The sequence below is a fragment of the Streptomyces sp. NPDC017890 genome (assembly GCF_044328675.1).
Classification (GTDB): Bacteria; Actinomycetota; Actinomycetes; order Streptomycetales; family Streptomycetaceae; genus Streptomyces.
Genome location: NZ_JBIRHU010000038.1, coordinates 13,089 through 28,472, shown reverse-complemented (window position 1 = coordinate 28,472; position 15,384 = coordinate 13,089). Strand labels below are relative to the sequence as shown.

At 69.2% G+C, this 15,384-nt stretch carries 17 protein-coding genes; all 17 read right to left on the bottom strand.

Going from position 1 to position 15,384, the window contains the following annotated elements; translation table 11 throughout:
* Window positions 1-50: 50 nt before the first annotated feature.
* On the bottom strand, window positions 51-497 hold the full coding sequence (locus ACH4F2_RS33410) for a DUF2550 domain-containing protein (protein ID WP_398136491.1): 447 nt from the start codon (window positions 495-497) through the stop codon (window positions 51-53).
* Window positions 498-639: 142 nt separating this feature from the next.
* A complete protein-coding gene (locus tag ACH4F2_RS33405) occupies window positions 640-1,014 on the bottom strand; it encodes a F0F1 ATP synthase subunit epsilon (protein WP_064729863.1) in 375 nt (124 codons plus the stop codon).
* Between the two features lie 130 nt (window positions 1,015-1,144).
* Complete coding sequence (atpD, locus tag ACH4F2_RS33400; RefSeq protein WP_398136490.1) at window positions 1,145-2,581, bottom strand: F0F1 ATP synthase subunit beta; 1,437 nt, start codon at window positions 2,579-2,581, stop codon at window positions 1,145-1,147.
* Window positions 2,581-3,498 carry a F0F1 ATP synthase subunit gamma gene (locus tag ACH4F2_RS33395; protein ID WP_398136489.1) on the bottom strand — a complete coding sequence of 306 codons (918 nt, stop codon included), beginning with the start codon at window positions 3,496-3,498 and terminating at the stop codon, window positions 2,581-2,583. The genes atpD and ACH4F2_RS33395 overlap by 1 nt, the downstream gene beginning before the upstream one ends.
* 21 nt (window positions 3,499-3,519) lie before the next feature.
* Window positions 3,520-5,109 carry a F0F1 ATP synthase subunit alpha gene (atpA, locus tag ACH4F2_RS33390; protein ID WP_398136488.1) on the bottom strand — a complete coding sequence of 530 codons (1,590 nt, stop codon included), beginning with the start codon at window positions 5,107-5,109 and terminating at the stop codon, window positions 3,520-3,522.
* A 155-nt stretch (window positions 5,110-5,264) separates the two neighbouring features.
* Window positions 5,265-6,080 carry a F0F1 ATP synthase subunit delta gene (locus tag ACH4F2_RS33385; RefSeq protein WP_398136505.1) on the bottom strand — a complete coding sequence of 272 codons (816 nt, stop codon included), beginning with the start codon at window positions 6,078-6,080 and terminating at the stop codon, window positions 5,265-5,267.
* Window positions 6,081-6,085: 5 nt separating this feature from the next.
* On the bottom strand, window positions 6,086-6,646 hold the full coding sequence (locus tag ACH4F2_RS33380; protein WP_356604592.1) for a F0F1 ATP synthase subunit B: 561 nt from the start codon (window positions 6,644-6,646) through the stop codon (window positions 6,086-6,088).
* Between the two features lie 40 nt (window positions 6,647-6,686).
* Window positions 6,687-6,911 (bottom strand): ATP synthase F0 subunit C, encoded by a 225-nt coding sequence (atpE, locus tag ACH4F2_RS33375; RefSeq protein WP_030545783.1) that lies wholly within the window; start codon window positions 6,909-6,911, stop codon window positions 6,687-6,689.
* Between the two features lie 70 nt (window positions 6,912-6,981).
* Window positions 6,982-7,821, bottom strand: coding sequence for a F0F1 ATP synthase subunit A (gene atpB, locus ACH4F2_RS33370; protein ID WP_398136487.1), 840 nt, complete (start codon window positions 7,819-7,821; stop codon window positions 6,982-6,984).
* A gap of 210 nt (window positions 7,822-8,031) precedes the next feature.
* Complete coding sequence (locus ACH4F2_RS33365; RefSeq protein ID WP_398136486.1) at window positions 8,032-8,466, bottom strand: hypothetical protein; 435 nt, start codon at window positions 8,464-8,466, stop codon at window positions 8,032-8,034.
* Window positions 8,467-8,755: 289 nt separating this feature from the next.
* Window positions 8,756-10,093 (bottom strand): MraY family glycosyltransferase, encoded by a 1,338-nt coding sequence (locus tag ACH4F2_RS33360; protein ID WP_398136485.1) that lies wholly within the window; start codon window positions 10,091-10,093, stop codon window positions 8,756-8,758.
* A 130-nt stretch (window positions 10,094-10,223) separates the two neighbouring features.
* Complete coding sequence (gene glyA / locus ACH4F2_RS33355; protein ID WP_398136484.1) at window positions 10,224-11,480, bottom strand: serine hydroxymethyltransferase; 1,257 nt, start codon at window positions 11,478-11,480, stop codon at window positions 10,224-10,226.
* 88 nt (window positions 11,481-11,568) lie between these two features.
* A complete protein-coding gene (locus ACH4F2_RS33350; RefSeq protein WP_398136483.1) occupies window positions 11,569-12,249 on the bottom strand; it encodes a protein-tyrosine-phosphatase in 681 nt (226 codons plus the stop codon).
* Window positions 12,246-12,893 carry an L-threonylcarbamoyladenylate synthase gene (locus ACH4F2_RS33345; RefSeq protein WP_398136482.1) on the bottom strand — a complete coding sequence of 216 codons (648 nt, stop codon included), beginning with the start codon at window positions 12,891-12,893 and terminating at the stop codon, window positions 12,246-12,248. The genes ACH4F2_RS33350 and ACH4F2_RS33345 overlap by 4 nt, the downstream gene beginning before the upstream one ends.
* 50 nt (window positions 12,894-12,943) lie before the next feature.
* The gene (gene prmC, locus ACH4F2_RS33340; protein ID WP_398136481.1) at window positions 12,944-13,789 is read right to left on the bottom strand and encodes a peptide chain release factor N(5)-glutamine methyltransferase; all 846 of its coding nucleotides are present in this window, start codon (window positions 13,787-13,789) and stop codon (window positions 12,944-12,946) included.
* Between the two features lie 51 nt (window positions 13,790-13,840).
* Window positions 13,841-14,917, bottom strand: coding sequence for a peptide chain release factor 1 (gene prfA / locus ACH4F2_RS33335; RefSeq protein ID WP_398136480.1), 1,077 nt, complete (start codon window positions 14,915-14,917; stop codon window positions 13,841-13,843).
* A gap of 108 nt (window positions 14,918-15,025) precedes the next feature.
* Window positions 15,026-15,250 (bottom strand): 50S ribosomal protein L31, encoded by a 225-nt coding sequence (gene rpmE / locus ACH4F2_RS33330; protein WP_398136479.1) that lies wholly within the window; start codon window positions 15,248-15,250, stop codon window positions 15,026-15,028.
* Window positions 15,251-15,384 lie beyond the last annotated feature (134 nt).

Sequence of the window (15,384 nt, the reverse complement as noted above, 5' to 3'; positions counted from 1 at the left end):
AGCAGCTCCGCTGCCGGGGGCACTCCCACCCAGCGGGGCTGAACGTCGCTCTACGCGACGTTCACCCTCTGTCCGGGAGGTGCCGCCTCGAGCCACGCGAGGAATCCGGTCAGCGCGTCGTCGCTCATCGCCAGTTCGAGGCGCGTGCCCCGGTGCATACAGGCCAGGACGACGGCGTCGGAGAGCAGCGCCAGCTCCTCCTCGCCGTCGGGGACCCGGCGGCCGGCCACCTCGATCGCGGAGCGCTCCAGGACCCGGCGCGGGCGGGGAGAGTACGAGAAGACCCGGTACCACTCGACCCGGTCGCCGTTGTAACGGGCCACACCGTAGGACCAGCCCTTGCCGCCGGCGTCGCCCTCTTCGGGGGCGTCCCAGCGCAGGGAGCAGTCGAAGGTGCCGCCCGACCGCTGGATCAGCCGGCGGCGCAGACCGAAGACGAAGAGCCCGATCACCACCAGGGCCACGACAATTCCGCACACAGTCAGAGCGAGGGCCATCGACACCGACCTCCTCGTCTCCTAGGTAACGGAACGGAAAAAACACCCGGATCTGCCTCAGCCGCGGCCGGGTCCGGATCGCTCCGGTCCCAGCCGCGGCTGAGTGACGTCATAGCACGACGCTATCGCACAGTACTGTGGATCAGCGTCCCGCCGCCGCGCGCAGTCGGACGTCCGCGCGACGCTCGGCGTGGGCGTCGCCCTCCGCCTTCGCGCGCTCGAGCTCCCGCTCCGCGCGCTGTACGTCGATCTCGTCCGACAGCTCGGCGATCTCGGCCAGCAGTGACAGCTTGTTGTCGGCGAACGAGATGAAACCGCCGTGCACCGCGGCGACGACCGTCCCACCGTCACTCGTACGGATGGTCACCGGGCCCGACTCCAGCACACCGAGCAGCGGCTGGTGACCGGGCATGACGCCGATGTCGCCGGACGTGGTGCGCGCGACGACCAGGGTGGCCTCGCCGGACCAGACCTCTCGGTCGGCCGCGACCAGCGCGACGTGCAGATCAGCAGCCAAGGTGGCTCCTCGGGTCACCACCCGGCGGGAGAGCCGGGTGTTGGTTACAAGTCTAAGGGGCGTGACGGAGGGGACGGGACGCGCCCGCCCCCTCCGGTGTGAGCCCTGGGGCTCACCGCGAGCACGAGGCTCAGGAGACGCCCAGCTCCTTGGCGTTGTTCTTCAGGTCCTCGATGCCACCGCACATGAAGAACGCCTGCTCCGGGAAGTGGTCGTACTCGCCGTCGCAGATCGAGTTGAACGCCGCGATCGACTCGTCCAGCGGCACGTCCGAACCGTCCACGCCGGTGAACTGCTTGGCGACGTGGGTGTTCTGGGACAGGAAGCGCTCCACGCGACGGGCACGGTGGACGACGAGCTTGTCCTCCTCGCCGAGCTCGTCGATACCGAGGATCGCGATGATGTCCTGCAGGTCCTTGTACTTCTGCAGGATGTTCTTCACGCGCATCGCGGCCTGGTAGTGGTCCGCCGCGATGTACCGCGGGTCGAGGATGCGGGACGTCGAGTCCAGCGGGTCCACGGCCGGGTAGATGCCCTTCTCCGAGATCGGACGGGAGAGCACCGTCGTCGCGTCGAGGTGGGCGAAGGTGGTGGCCGGGGCCGGGTCGGTCAGGTCGTCCGCGGGGACGTAGATCGCCTGCATCGAGGTGATCGAGTGACCACGGGTCGAGGTGATGCGCTCCTGGAGGAGACCCATCTCGTCGGCCAGGTTCGGCTGGTAGCCCACCGCGGAGGGCATGCGGCCGAGCAGGGTCGACACCTCGGAGCCCGCCTGGGTGAAGCGGAAGATGTTGTCGATGAAGAACAGCACGTCCTGCTTCTGGACGTCGCGGAAGTACTCGGCCATGGTCAGGCCGGCCAGCGCGACGCGCAGACGGGTGCCCGGCGGCTCGTCCATCTGACCGAAGACCAGCGCGGTCTTGTCGATGACGCCGGACTCGCTCATCTCGTCGATGAGGTCGTTGCCCTCACGGGTGCGCTCACCGACACCGGCGAACACGGAGACACCGTCGTGGTTGTTGGCGACGCGGTAGATCATCTCCTGGATGAGCACCGTCTTGCCGACGCCGGCACCGCCGAACAGACCGATCTTGCCGCCCTTGACGTACGGGGTCAGCAGGTCGATGACCTTGACGCCGGTCTCGAACATCTCGGTCTTCGACTCGAGCTCGTCGAAGTTGGGCGCCTTGCGGTGGATCGGCCAGCGCTCACCCGTGTACTGCTCGTCGACGTTCAGCACCTCACCGAGGGTGTTGAACACCTTGCCCTTGGTGAAGTCGCCGACGGGGACGGAGATGGCCGTGCCCGTGTCGGTCACCGGGGCCTGGCGGACCAGACCGTCGGTGGGCTGCATGGAGATGGTGCGGACCAGGCCGTCACCCAGGTGCTGGGCGACCTCCAGGGTCAGCGTCTTCAGCTCGCCCGCCTTCGCCGGGTCGGCGACCTCGACGTGCAGCGCGTTGTAGATCTCCGGCATCGCGTCGACGGGGAACTCCACGTCGACGACCGGGCCGATGACCCGGGCGACGCGGCCCGTGGCCGTCGCGGTCTCAACAGTGGTGGTCATTAGTTGTCACTCCCCGCGTTCGCGTCGGCCAGGGCACTGGCGCCACCGACGATCTCGCTGATTTCCTGGGTGATTTCGGCCTGGCGGGCCGCGTTGGCAAGACGGGAGAGCGTGTTGATCAGCTCGCCCGCGTTGTCGGTGGCCGACTTCATCGCGCGCCGCGTGGCGGCGTGCTTGGAAGCGGCCGACTGCAGCAGCGCGTTGTAGACGCGGCTTTCGACGTAGCGCGGCAGCAGGGCGTCGAGGACGTCCTCCGCCGACGGCTCGAAGTCGTACAGCGGAAGGATCTCGTCCTTCGTGCCCGACTCCTTCGCCACCTCTTCGAGGCTCAGCGGCAGCAGCCGCGAGCCGACCGCCGTCTGGGTCATCATCGAGACGAACTCGGTGTAGACGATGTGGAGCTCGTCCACGCCGCCCTCCGCCGTCTCCTTCTCGATGGCCTCGATCAGCGGCGCCGCGACCTTCTTGGCGTCCGCGTACGTCGGCTCGTCGGTGAAGCCCGCGAACGACTCCGCGACCTTGCGCTCACGGAAGTTGTAGTGGGCGAGACCGCGCCGGCCGACGATGTACGTGTCGACCTGCCTGCCCTCGCGCTCGAGGCGCTCGGTCAGCTGTTCCGCCGCCTTGATGGCGTTGGAGTTGAAGGCGCCGGCCAGGCCGCGGTCGCTCGTGAGGAGCAGGACCGCGGCACGGGTCGGGTTCTCCGCCTCCGTGGTCAGCGCGTGCTTGGTGTTCGAACCCGTTCCGACCGCCGTGACCGCGCGGGTCAGTTCCTGCGCGTACGGCGTGGAGGCCGCCACCTTGCGCTGCGCCTTGACGACGCGCGAGGCGGCGATCATCTCCATCGCCTTGGTGATCTTCTTGGTCGCGGTGACGGATCGGATGCGACGCTTGTAGACCCGGAGCTGGGCTCCCATGAGTCAGGTCCCTTCCTTACGTCACTTGGCGGCGGACGGGGCGTCCTCGCCGAGCAGCCTGCCGTCCGAGGTCTCGAACTGCTTCTTGAACGCCGCGATCGCCTCGGCGACGGCCTGCAGGGTGTCGTCGGACATCTTGCCGCCCTCGCGGATGGAGGTCATGAGGCCCTGCTCCTGGCGGTGCAGGTACTCGAGGAGCTCCTTCTCGAAGCGGCGGATGTCGACGACCGGCACCTCGTCCATCTTGCCGGTGGTGCCGGCCCAGACGGAGACGACCTGGTCCTCGGTGGCCATCGGCTGGTACTGGTCCTGCTTCAGCAGCTCGACCATGCGCTGACCGCGCTCCAGCTGCGACTTCGACGCGGCGTCCAGGTCGGAACCGAAGGCGGCGAACGCCTCGAGCTCACGGAACTGGGCGAGGTCCACGCGCAGACGGCCGGAGACCTGCTTCATGGCCTTGTGCTGGGCGGAGCCACCGACGCGGGAGACCGAGATACCGACGTTCAGGGCCGGACGCTGGCCGGCGTTGAACAGGTCGGACTCCAGGAAGCACTGGCCGTCGGTGATGGAGATGACGTTGGTCGGGATGAACGCCGACACGTCGTTGGCCTTGGTCTCGACGATCGGCAGACCCGTCATCGAACCGGCGCCCTCGGCGTCGGAGAGCTTCGCGCAGCGCTCCAGCAGACGGGAGTGCAGGTAGAAGACGTCGCCCGGGTAGGCCTCGCGGCCCGGCGGACGGCGCAGCAGCAGCGACACGGCGCGGTAGGCGTCGGCCTGCTTCGACAGGTCGTCGAAGATGATCAGGACGTGCTTGCCCTCGTACATCCACTGCTGGCCGATGGCCGAGCCGGTGTACGGCGCCAGGTACTTGTAGCCGGCGGGGTCGGACGCCGGGGCGGCCACGATGGTCGTGTACTCCAGCGCGCCGTTCTCCTCCAGCGCGCCGCGGACCGACGCGATGGTCGAGCCCTTCTGGCCGATGGCGACGTAGATGCAGCGGACCTGCTTGCTCGGGTCGCCGGTGCGCCAGTTGTCACGCTGGTTGATGATCGTGTCGACGGCCAGCGCGGTCTTGCCGGTCTGGCGGTCGCCGATGATCAGCTGACGCTGACCGCGGCCGATCGGGGTCATGGCGTCGACGGCCTTGTAGCCCGTCTCCATCGGCTCGTGCACCGACTTGCGCTGCATGACGGTGGGGGCCTGCAGCTCGAGGGCGCGGCGGCCCTCGGTCTCGATCTCGCCGAGGCCGTCGATCGGGTTGCCGAGGGGGTCGACGACGCGGCCGAGGTAGCCCTCGCCCACGGCGACCGACAGGACCTCACCGGTACGGGTGACCGGCTGGCCCTCCTCGATTCCGCTGAACTCACCGAGGACGACGCAACCGATCTCGCGCTCCTCGAGGTTGAGGGCGAGGCCGAGGGTGCCGTCCTCGAACTTCAGCAGTTCGTTGGCCATGGCCGAGGGGAGACCCTCGACCTTCGCGATGCCGTCGCCGGCAAGGGTGACCGTACCGACCTCCTCGCGCGAGGCCGCGTCCGGCTTGTACGACTGGACGAAGTTCTCCAGTGCGTCCCGGATCTCCTCCGGCCGGATCGTGAGCTCCGCCATCTGAGTTCCCTGCTCTCCTTGTTGGGCCCGAAGTTTCACTTGGGGGGTATTCCACGAGTCGGGGACTCCCCCCAAAAAGAGGTGAATCCTCTGCACGGCCCAACCAGGGCCGTCGTAAGTACGTACTGCTTGTTGTGCTGTTGTGGCGCGGAGCGTCAGCTCGCCATGCGGCGGCCGGCGTCCTCCAGGCGGTCCGCGATGGAGCCGTTGATGACCTCGTCACCGACCTGCACCCGGATCCCGCCGAGAACCTCGGGGTCCACGTCGAGGTTGAGGTGCATCGGACGGCCGTAGACCTTCGCGAGGGCCGCGCCGAGGCGCTGCTTCTGCGTGTCGCTCAACGGCACCGCCGAGGTGACGACGGCGACCATCCGGTCCCGCCGGTCGGCGGCGAGCTTGGACAGGGATTCGAGTCCCGACTCCAGGCTACGTCCCCGCGGCGCGGTGACAAGGCGCGTCACCAGTCGCTCGGTGGTCCGCTCCGCACGGCCGCCGAGCAGGCCGCGCAGCAGCTCGCCCTTGGCCGAGGTCGGGGCCGAGCGGTTGGTCAGCGCGGCGCGCAGCTCGGTGTTCGAGGCGACGATCCGGCCGAACCGGAACAGCTCGTCCTCGACGTTGTCGAGCCGGCCCCGCTTCTGCGCGGCGGTGAGGTCGGCGATGCTCGCCAGCTCCTCCAGCGCGTCCACCAGGTCGCGGGACTGCGACCAGCGGGAGCGCACCATGCCGGACACCAGATCGGCGGCGGGACCGCTGACCTGGGTGCCGAGGAGACGCTGGGCGAGCTCGGCCTTGGCCTCGCCGCCCTGCGCCGGGTCGGTGAGGACCCGACGCAGCGACACCTCGCGGTGGAGCAGCGCCGTGACGGCGGCCAGCTCGTCGGCGAGCGAGCCCGCGTCCACGGACGTGGAGTCCGTCAGCGCGTCCAGACGCTCGCGTGCGGCGGCCAGAGCCTCGCGGCTCGCTCCGTGCATCCCACTCATCGGGTTGCCTCTGCCGTCGTCGCCTTGTCGTCCAGCTCGTCCAGGAAGCGGTCGATGACGCGGCTCTGCCGGGCGTGGTCCTCGAGGGACTCGCCGACGAGCTTGCCGGCCAGCTGAGTGGCCAGCTGTCCGACGTCCTGGCGCAGCGCGGACGCGGCGGCCTTGCGGTCGGCCTGGATCTGGGCGTGACCGGCGGCGATGATCTCCTCACGCTGCCGCTGGCCTTCCGCGCGCATCTCGGCGATGAGCGTGGCGCCCTGCTCCTGTGCCTCCTGGCGCAGGCGCGCGGCCTCGTGCCGGGCCTCGGCGAGCTGGGCCTTGTACTGCTCGAGGACGCTCTGGGCCTCGGTCTGTGCGGCCTCGGCCTTCTCGATACCGCCCTCGATGGCCTCGCGACGCTCTTCCAGAACCTTGTTGATGTTCGGGAGCAGCTTCTTGGCGAGGAAGCCGAAGACGATGACGAAAGCGATGAGGCCGATGACAACTTCCGGCCACGGCGGAATGAGGGGATTTTCCTTCTCCCCCTCAGCCGCCAGGAAAACCAGGGCGGATGTCACATCAGTGCCTTTCGTCGAAAGGGACGGTCGTCAGGTCGTCTTAGTAGACGAACGGCATGACGAGACCGATCAGGGCGAGCGCCTCACAGAAGGCGAAGCCCAGGATCTGGTTGGCGCGGATGAGGCCGGCCGCCTCGGGCTGGCGGGCGAGGGCCTGGGTGCCGTTACCGAAGATGATGCCGACGCCGACGCCGGGGCCAATGGCGGCCAGGCCGTAACCGACGGAGCTGAGCGAACCTTCGACGGCAGCAAGGGTCTGGGACATGCCAGTTCTTCCTTTTCTTTACGGACCGGTGGGGGTTGGCCACCGGACGGCTGGGGGTGGGCCGGGCGACTCAGTGGTGCTCGGCGAGCGCGCCCTGGATGTAGGTGCAGGTCAGCAGCACGAACACGTATGCCTGCACGGCCTGGATGAAGAGCTCGAAGGCCGTCATGATGATCGTCATCACGAACGAGACCCCGGCGTAGGCGATGCCGATGCCGTTCAGCAGGTACCAGCTGGCGATCGTGAAGAGCAGCAGCAGCGTGTGGCCCGCGAACATGTTCGCGAAGAGCCGGACGGCGTGGGTGAACGGACGGACGATGAGGTTCGAGAAGAACTCGATGGTCATCGCGAGCGGCAGGACCCCGCCGAGCGACTTGTCGTAGCCCGTGACGTTCTTGAAGAAGCCCACGAACCCGTGGCGCTTGAAGGTGAGCGACACCCAGAGGACGTAGACGATCAGGGCCATACCGGCGGGGTAGGCGATGATCGACGTCACCGGGAACTGGGCGACCGGGATGATCGACCAGAGGTTCATCATCCAGATGAAGAAGAAGAGCGTCACGACCAGCGGGACGTACTTCTCGCCTTCCTTCTTGCCGAGGGTCTCGTAGACGACACCGCGGCGGATGAAGTCGTAGCCGGCCTCGGCGACCATCTGGAGCTTGCCCGGGACGATCTTCGCCTTGCCGAACGCGGCCCAGAAGAAGCCCACGATGATGACCGAGCCGAGCAGGGCCAGGAGCATCGGCTTGTTGAAGTACAGGCCGTTGCCGTCTGCGTTGCCCCAGAGCGGCTCGAAGAGGAACGAGTGCAGGCCGGGAGCCGGGAAGCCACATCCGTCGAAAATGTGGCAGTCGGTCTCGAAGGCGAGCACCTGCGTCGGGTCAGCACTCACCGCGGGCTCCTTCATCGTGGCGCATGGGTACGGCAACCTCGTTGTGTCGGCGCGGTGCGTGACCGCGGTTCGGCACGGGACTGGTGTTACGGATGTGGGGGCGGCTGTGGGGCATCTCGCCTCGCGAATGAGCAGGCGGCAGCTCGAATGCCCACGCCCGCGATGCCGCAGTTGGCACCGGACGATAGCAGGACTTCACATGCCTCTTTATCCCGGCCCTACCCCTCACGACGAGTGGCCCGTCTTTTCGGACTTTTCGTTCGTCGAGTCGGGTTCGACATAGAGGATCTTGGCCTTCATGTGGGCACGCGTCTGCGCGGCGATCCACGCGAGCGTGACGGCCACCAAGGTGATCGCGAAGGACCGGGGGTTGAACAGCGTCGTGTTCTTGAACGCGGCGAGGAAGACGAACAGCAGCAGGATCTGTGCCGCGTAGAGCATCAGGCCCATCGCCTGGAAGAGGTGCGGAAGCGATTTGGCGGTGCGCTGCAGGACGTAGAGCCCGATCCCCATGAAGAGCATCGCCACCACTGTCGCGACGACGGCTCCGACCGCCCCCTTGCCGCCGGCGACCACAGCGCTGACGACGGCGGCTACAGCGCCGACGGCAGCCGTGGGCACGGCAGCCTGAAGCAGGATCCGGACGTCATTGGACGGCATGGCGGCAACTCCGCTTTCACACACAGGGGGCAGGTGTCGTCATGGACGAGCGTAATCCCGGGCCGGACCGAGTCCTCACGCCCAAGAGACCGTCGCACTACGGTCCTTAGGCTCTACCCGGGGGTTCTCGTGAACCGTATCACAAACTATTTGATGAGGTCTTTACCTGAGGGTGTGCTTGCTGTCACACATGAGAGTGACAGTGCGCGTTTGTGCAATCACTGCGCCCATTTGTCTGGTAAAGGGGCACTTCGTTCCCCCACGAGTTGGCAATGCTCTAGTCAGATTCTTACCTTGTACGCGAACGGGGGCCGATGGCGGTGGCCCCGTTGACGCGGGAGACACCCGAGACGCCCGCCGCGACCGGAACACGCTCGTCCGTCTCGTCCTTGTCGCCGGTCGCGCCCACCTCATCCGTCTCGTCCGCGGCCGGCTCGGCCTCGACGGCCGCCACCGCCTTGCGGCGGCGGTAGCGGGGCGGCACGAAGCGCTCGGCCCAGCGCGGGGCACGGGGCGTGAAGCGCGGCAGCAGGAGCAGCACCAGGCCGATCGCGCTGAGGAAGACGACGCTCAGCACGATCCACATGGAAGCGGCGTTCACGGAGTAGGCGAGCGCCCCGAACGCGATCAGCGCCGAGAAGAAGTACATGATCAGCACCGCGCGGCTGTGCGAGTGCCCGATCTCCAGCAGCCGGTGGTGCAGGTGCCCCCGGTCCGCGGCGAACGGCGACTGGCCGCGCCAGGTCCGCCGGACGATCGCCAGGATCAGGTCGGCGGCCGGGATGGCGATGATGGTCAGCGGCATCAGCAGCGGAATGTAGACGGGCACCATCTGGTGCACGGTGTTGCGCTCGGAGCCGGAGAACAGCTTCATCACGTCCGGGTCGACCTGTCCGGTGACCGAGATCGCGCCGGCCGCCAGCACCAGGCCGATCAGCATCGAGCCGGAGTCGCCCATGAAGATCCGGGCGGGGTGCATGTTGTGCGGCAGGAAGCCCAGGCACATGCCCATGAGGATGGCCGCGAACAGCGAGGCCGGGGCCGCGGCCTCGATGCCGTACGAGTACCAGATCCGGTAGGCGTACATGAAGAACGCCGCCGCCGCGATGCACACCATGCCGGCCGCGAGACCGTCCAGGCCGTCCACGAAGTTGACCGCGTTGATGGTGATGACGACCAGCGCCACCGTCAGCAGGGTGCCCTGCCACTGCGTGAGCGCCACCGTGCCGACCCAGGGCACCGGGATCCACAGGATGGTCAGGCCCTGCACCACCATCACGCCGGCGGCGATCATCTGGCCGCCCAGCTTGATCAGGGCGTCGATCTCGAACTTGTCGTCCAGGACGCCGATCAGCCAGATCAGGGCCGCACCGGAGAGCAGGGCCCGCGGCTCGTTCGAGTTCTCGAAAACCTCACTGAGATTGGTGAGGTGATCGGCTACCAGCAGGCCCGCGCAGAGTCCGAAGAACATGGCGATCCCGCCGAGCCGCGGAGTGGGTTCCCGGTGCACGTCACGTGCCCGGATCTCCGGCATCGCCCCCGCCACGATCGCGAACTTCCGTACCGGCCCTGTCAGCAGATACGTCACCGCGGCCGTGATGCAGAGCGTCAGCAGGTATTCACGCACAGGCTTCCCCACAGGTCTCGCTGGCCATCCTCAGCCCCTCACCCTAGCGATGCGCGCATACGGTTGGGGACTTCCGGGTAGCGACGATGGTTGCACGTGCGGCTGTGCACGCGTGTGCGCCTACCCGTCCTCAGTCCGGATACGGCGGGAACTCCGTGACCAGATCCCGTACGTCGTCGCGCGCCGCGACGGCGTCCGTCCCGCCCCGTAGCACCCCGGCGAGCAGGGTGGCCACCGCCCGCATCTCCCGCTCCCCCATGCCCTGCGTGGTCACGGCCGCGGTGCCCAGCCGCAGCCCCCGGGCGTCGCCGTGCGGCAGCGCGCAGCAGTCCAGGACGATCCCGGCCGCCGCGAGCCGGCCCCGCGCGGTCCTCCCGTCGACGCCGAGCGGGGCGGGGTCGGCGGTGACCAGGTGGGTGTCGGTGCCGCCGGTGGTGACGCCCAGACCCTCGGCGGCCAGGTGGGCCGCGAGCGCCCGGGCGTTGGCGATCACCTGATGGGCGTACGCGGCGAAGGCCGGGGTCGCCGCCTCGCCGAACGCGACCGCCTTGGCGGCGATGGTGTTCATCTGCGCACCGCCCTGGGTGAACGGGAAGACGGCCCGGTCGACCCGCTCGGCCAGTTCGCTCCCGCACAGGATCATGCCGCCGCGCGGCCCGCGCAGGACCTTGTGCGTGGTGGCGCACACGATGTCGGCGTACGGCACCGGACTGGGCGCCGCTCCCCCGGCTACCAGCCCGATCGGGTGAGCGGCGTCCGCGACGAGGTAGGCGCCCACCTCGTCGGCGACGTCGCGGAAGAAGGCGTAGTCGAGGTGGCGGGGGTAGGCGATGGAGCCGCACACGATCGCCTTGGGCCGGTGCGTACGGGCCAGGGTGCGTACCTGGTCGTAGTCGACGAGGCCGGTCTCCGCGTCCACGCCGTAGCCGACGAAGTCGAACCAGCGGCCGGAGAAGTTCGCCGGCGACCCGTGCGTGAGGTGGCCGCCGTACGACAGGCCGAGGGCGAGGACGGTGTCGCCCGGGCGCAGGAGCGCCGCGTAGGCGGCCAGCACGGCGGAGGAGCCGGAGTGGGACTGCACGTTGGCGTGCTCGGCGCCGAAGAGGTCCTGGGCCCGCTCCACCGCGAGCCGCTCGGCGACGTCGACGATCTCGCAGCCTCCGTGGTGCCGGGCGCCCGGGTAGCCCTCGGCGTACTTGTTGGCCAGCGGGGAGCCGAGGGCGGCGAGCACGGCGGGGGACGTGAAGTTCTCGGCAGCGATCAGCTGGAGCGCCGTCGACTGCCGGCGGCGTTCGGCGAGCAGGATCTCCGCCAGTTCGGGGTCCTGGCGCAGCAGGACCCCGAGCGTGCTGTCATCGGCCTCGAGGAGGTCGCGGGTGACCGACATGGTGCGCTCCGGGCGTGCGTCGACGGTGACGTACGACCAATGTAGGCCCGGGGGCCCGAAGACGCCCGGCGTCGCGGGCCGTCCACGCCTACGCCCGCGCGGGAACCCCCGTCAACGCCGTCACCACCGGATCCAGCGCCTGATGTATCTCGTCCCCGACCGAACGGAAGAACGGCAACGGCGCCCCGTACGGGTCGTACACCTCGTCCGCCTCCACCGTGGGGGCCAGCAGCCACCCGCGCAGCGCGGCGGCGGCGCGGACCAGGGCGCGCGCACGGGTGACCACCCCGTCCTCCAGGGGCGGCAGTGTGGCCGGGTCGATGGCGTTCACCAGGCGGGTGAACTCCTTGAGGGTGAAGGTGCGCAGTCCGGCCGAGTGCCCCATGGAGATGACCTGCGCCCGGTGGTCCCGGGTCGCCGTCAGCACGAGGTCCGCGCGGATCACGTGCTCGTCGAGCAGCTCACGGCCGGTGAAGCCGGCCGCGTCCGCGCCGAAGTCCGCGAGGACCGTCTCCGCGTTCGACTCCATGGGCGCGCCCTCGTGGCCCCAGGTGCCCGCGCTCTCCACGATGAGTCCGCCGCCCAGCACGCCGAGCCGCTCCTTCACGAAATGCCGGGTCAGCCGCTCGGTGATGGGCGAGCGGCAGACGTTGCCGGTGCTGACGTGGAGGATGCGGAAGCTGTCGCGCGGGAGCCCGACGAACGTTGTCGTGATCTCCGCGGCGCGTTCCCCGTCGCCTATGCCACGCCCCGTCTCAGGGGCCGTCAATTCGCCACCTCGAGGTCGGGTACCACCTTGCGCAGCTCCTCCGCCGACAACGCGCCCGCGCGCAGCAGCACGGGCACCTCGCGGGTGACGTCGACGATGGACGACGGGACGTTGCCGGGGGTGGGGCCGCCGTCGAGGTAGACGGAGACGGAGTCGCCGAGCATCTGCTGGGCGGCGTCGCAGTCCTCGGGCGCCGGGTGGCCGGTGAGGTTGGCGGAGGAGACGGCCATGGGGCCGACCTCGGTGAGCAGCTCGATGGCGACGGGGTGCAGCGGCATGCGGACGGCGACCGTGCCGCGGGTGTCGCCGAGGTCCCACTGGAGGGACGGCTGGTGCCGGGCGACGAGCGTCAGCGCGCCCGGCCAGAAGGCGTCGACCAGCTCCCAGGCCAGCTCGGAGAAGTCGGTGACCAGGCCGTGCAGGGTGTTCGGCGAGCCGATGAGGACGGGGGTGGGCATGTTGCGCCCCCGGCCCTTGGCGTCCAGCAGGTCGGCGACGGCCTCCCCGGTGAAGGCGTCGGCGCCGATGCCGTACACCGTGTCCGTCGGCAGGACCACGAGCTCGCCACGGCGGACGGCGGACGCGGCCTCGCGCAGACCGGTCACACGGTCGGTCGCGTCGTTGGTGTCGTATCGCCGTGCCATCTAGCGGGCCTCCTCGTACACGTACTGCGGGGTTGAAGTCGGGGGGATGCTCACGGCATCGCCTTGCGGGCGGTCGCGAACCGGGGGCGGTTGTTGAGGTCGGGGTGGTCGGCCGCGTCGGCCCAGCCCCGCTCCTCGGTGAAGATCCACGGCACCTGGCCGCCCTGGGTGTCGGCGTGCTCGACGACGACCACGCCGCCGGGGCGCAGCAGGCGGTGCGCGGTGCGCTCCAGGCCGCGGATGAGGTCGAGGCCGTCCTCGCCGGAGAACAGGGCCAGCTGGGGGTCGTGGTCGCGGGCCTCGGGGGCGACGTACTCCCACTCGGTGAGGGGGATGTACGGCGGGTTGGAGACGACCAGGTCGACCTGGCCGTCGAGGTCCGGGAAGGCCGTCAGGGCGTCGCCCTGGCGCAGTTCGACCCTGGACCCCTCCATGTTCTTGCGCGTCCACACCAGGGCGTCCTCGGACAGCTCCACGGCGTACACGCGCGAGCGCGGCACCTCCTGGGCGAGCGCGAGCGCGATGGCGCCCGAGCCGGTGCACAGGTCGACGATGCAGGGCTCGACGACGTCCATGGCGCGTACGGCGTCTATGGCCCAGCCGACGACGGACTCGGTCTCGGGGCGGGGCACGAAGACGCCGGGGCCCACCTGGAGCTCCAGGTAGCGGAAGTAGGCGCGTCCGGTGATGTGCTGGAGCGGTTCGCGCGCCTCGCGGCGGGCGATCACCTCCCAGTACCGGGCGTCGAAGTCCGCGTCCGGCACGGTGTGCAGCTCGCCCCGCTTGACGCCGTGCAGATGGGCGGCGAGCTCCTCCGCGTCGGTGCGCGGCGAGGGCACGCCGGCGTCGGCCAGCCGCTGGGTGGCCTGGGCCACCTCCGCGAGCAGCAGGTTCACGCTGGTCCTCCGGGGCTGAGCTGTGGTCCGGTGCGAGTGGTGCGGCGGTGCCTACGCGGCGGCGAGCTTGGCCGCCGAGTCCGCGTCGACGCAGGCCTGGATCACCGGGTCGATGTCGCCGTCCAGGACCTGGTCCAGGTTGTACGCCTTGAAGCCGACGCGGTGGTCCGAGATGCGGTTCTCCGGGAAGTTGTACGTACGGATCTTCTCGGAGCGGTCGACGGTGCGGACCTGGCTGCGGCGCGCGTCCGCGGCCTCCTTCTCCGCCTCCTCCTGCGCCGCCGCGAGCAGCCTCGAGCGCAGGATACGCATCGCCTGCTCCTTGTTCTGCAGCTGGCTCTTCTCGTTCTGGCAGGAGGCGACGACTCCGGTCGGAATGTGCGTGATGCGCACGGCGGAGTCGGTGGTGTTGACGGACTGGCCTCCGGGGCCGGAGGACCGGTACACGTCGATGCGGAGATCGTTGGGGTTGATCTCGACGTCGATCTCCTCGGCCTCGGGCGTGACGAGCACACCGGCCGCGGAGGTGTGGATGCGGCCCTGGGACTCGGTCGCGGGGACCCGCTGCACGCGGTGCACGCCGCCCTCGTACTTCAGCCGCGCCCAGACGCCCTGCCCGGGCTCGGTGGCGCCCTGGCCGCCCTTGGTCTTCACGGCGACCTGGACGTCCTTGTAGCCGCCCAGCTCGGACTCGGTGGCGTCGATGATCTCGGTCTTCCAGCCGACCCGCTCGGCGTAGCGCAGGTACATGCGCAGCAGGTCGCCGGCGAAGAGCGCCGACTCGTCGCCGCCCGCGCCCGCCTTGATCTCCAGGATGACGTCCTTGTCGTCACTGGGGTCGCGGGGGACGAGCAGGAGGCGGAGCTTCTCGGTGAGCTCGTCGCGCTGCTTGTCCAGCTCCTTGACCTCGGCGGCGAAGTCGGGGTCGTCGGCGGCGAACTCGCGCGCCGTCTCCATGTCGTCGCCGGTCTGCTTCCAGGAGCGGAACGTGGCGACGATCGGGGTGAGCTCGGCGTAACGCTTGTTCAGCTTGCGCGCGTTGGCCTGGTCGGAGTGGACCGACGGGTCGGCGAGCTTCTTCTCCAGGTCGGCGTGCTCGGCGACGAGTTCCTCGACGGCCTCGAACATCTTGGGCTCCTGCTACTGCTTGGGAAGGGGAAGACGGGCGACCAAAAACGCCGGTCCCGGCGCTCCCCCGGCTGGGGGCGCGGCCGTGGACCGGCGATCGGTGCCTCGCTACTTCTTGGAGCCGGCGGCAGCCTTGCCGAAGCGGGCCTCGAAGCGGGCCACACGGCCACCGGTGTCGAGGATCTTCTGCTTGCCCGTGTAGAACGGGTGGCACTCGGAGCAGACCTCGGCGCGGATGGTGCCGCTCTGGATGGTGCTGCGGGTGGTGAACGACGCGCCACAGGTGCAGCTGACCTGCGTCTCGACGTACTCGGGGTGGGTGTCGCGCTTCAAGGTGTCTCCTACTGTTCCTGGAGGGCGCCGGGTCGCTACCGCGGGATGCGGGAGCGTGAACCGGGGCCGACGTACCAGTCTGCCAGGACTGGCGTCTTCTCCCAAAACCGGGGGTTGCGGTCGTCTATTCCCCG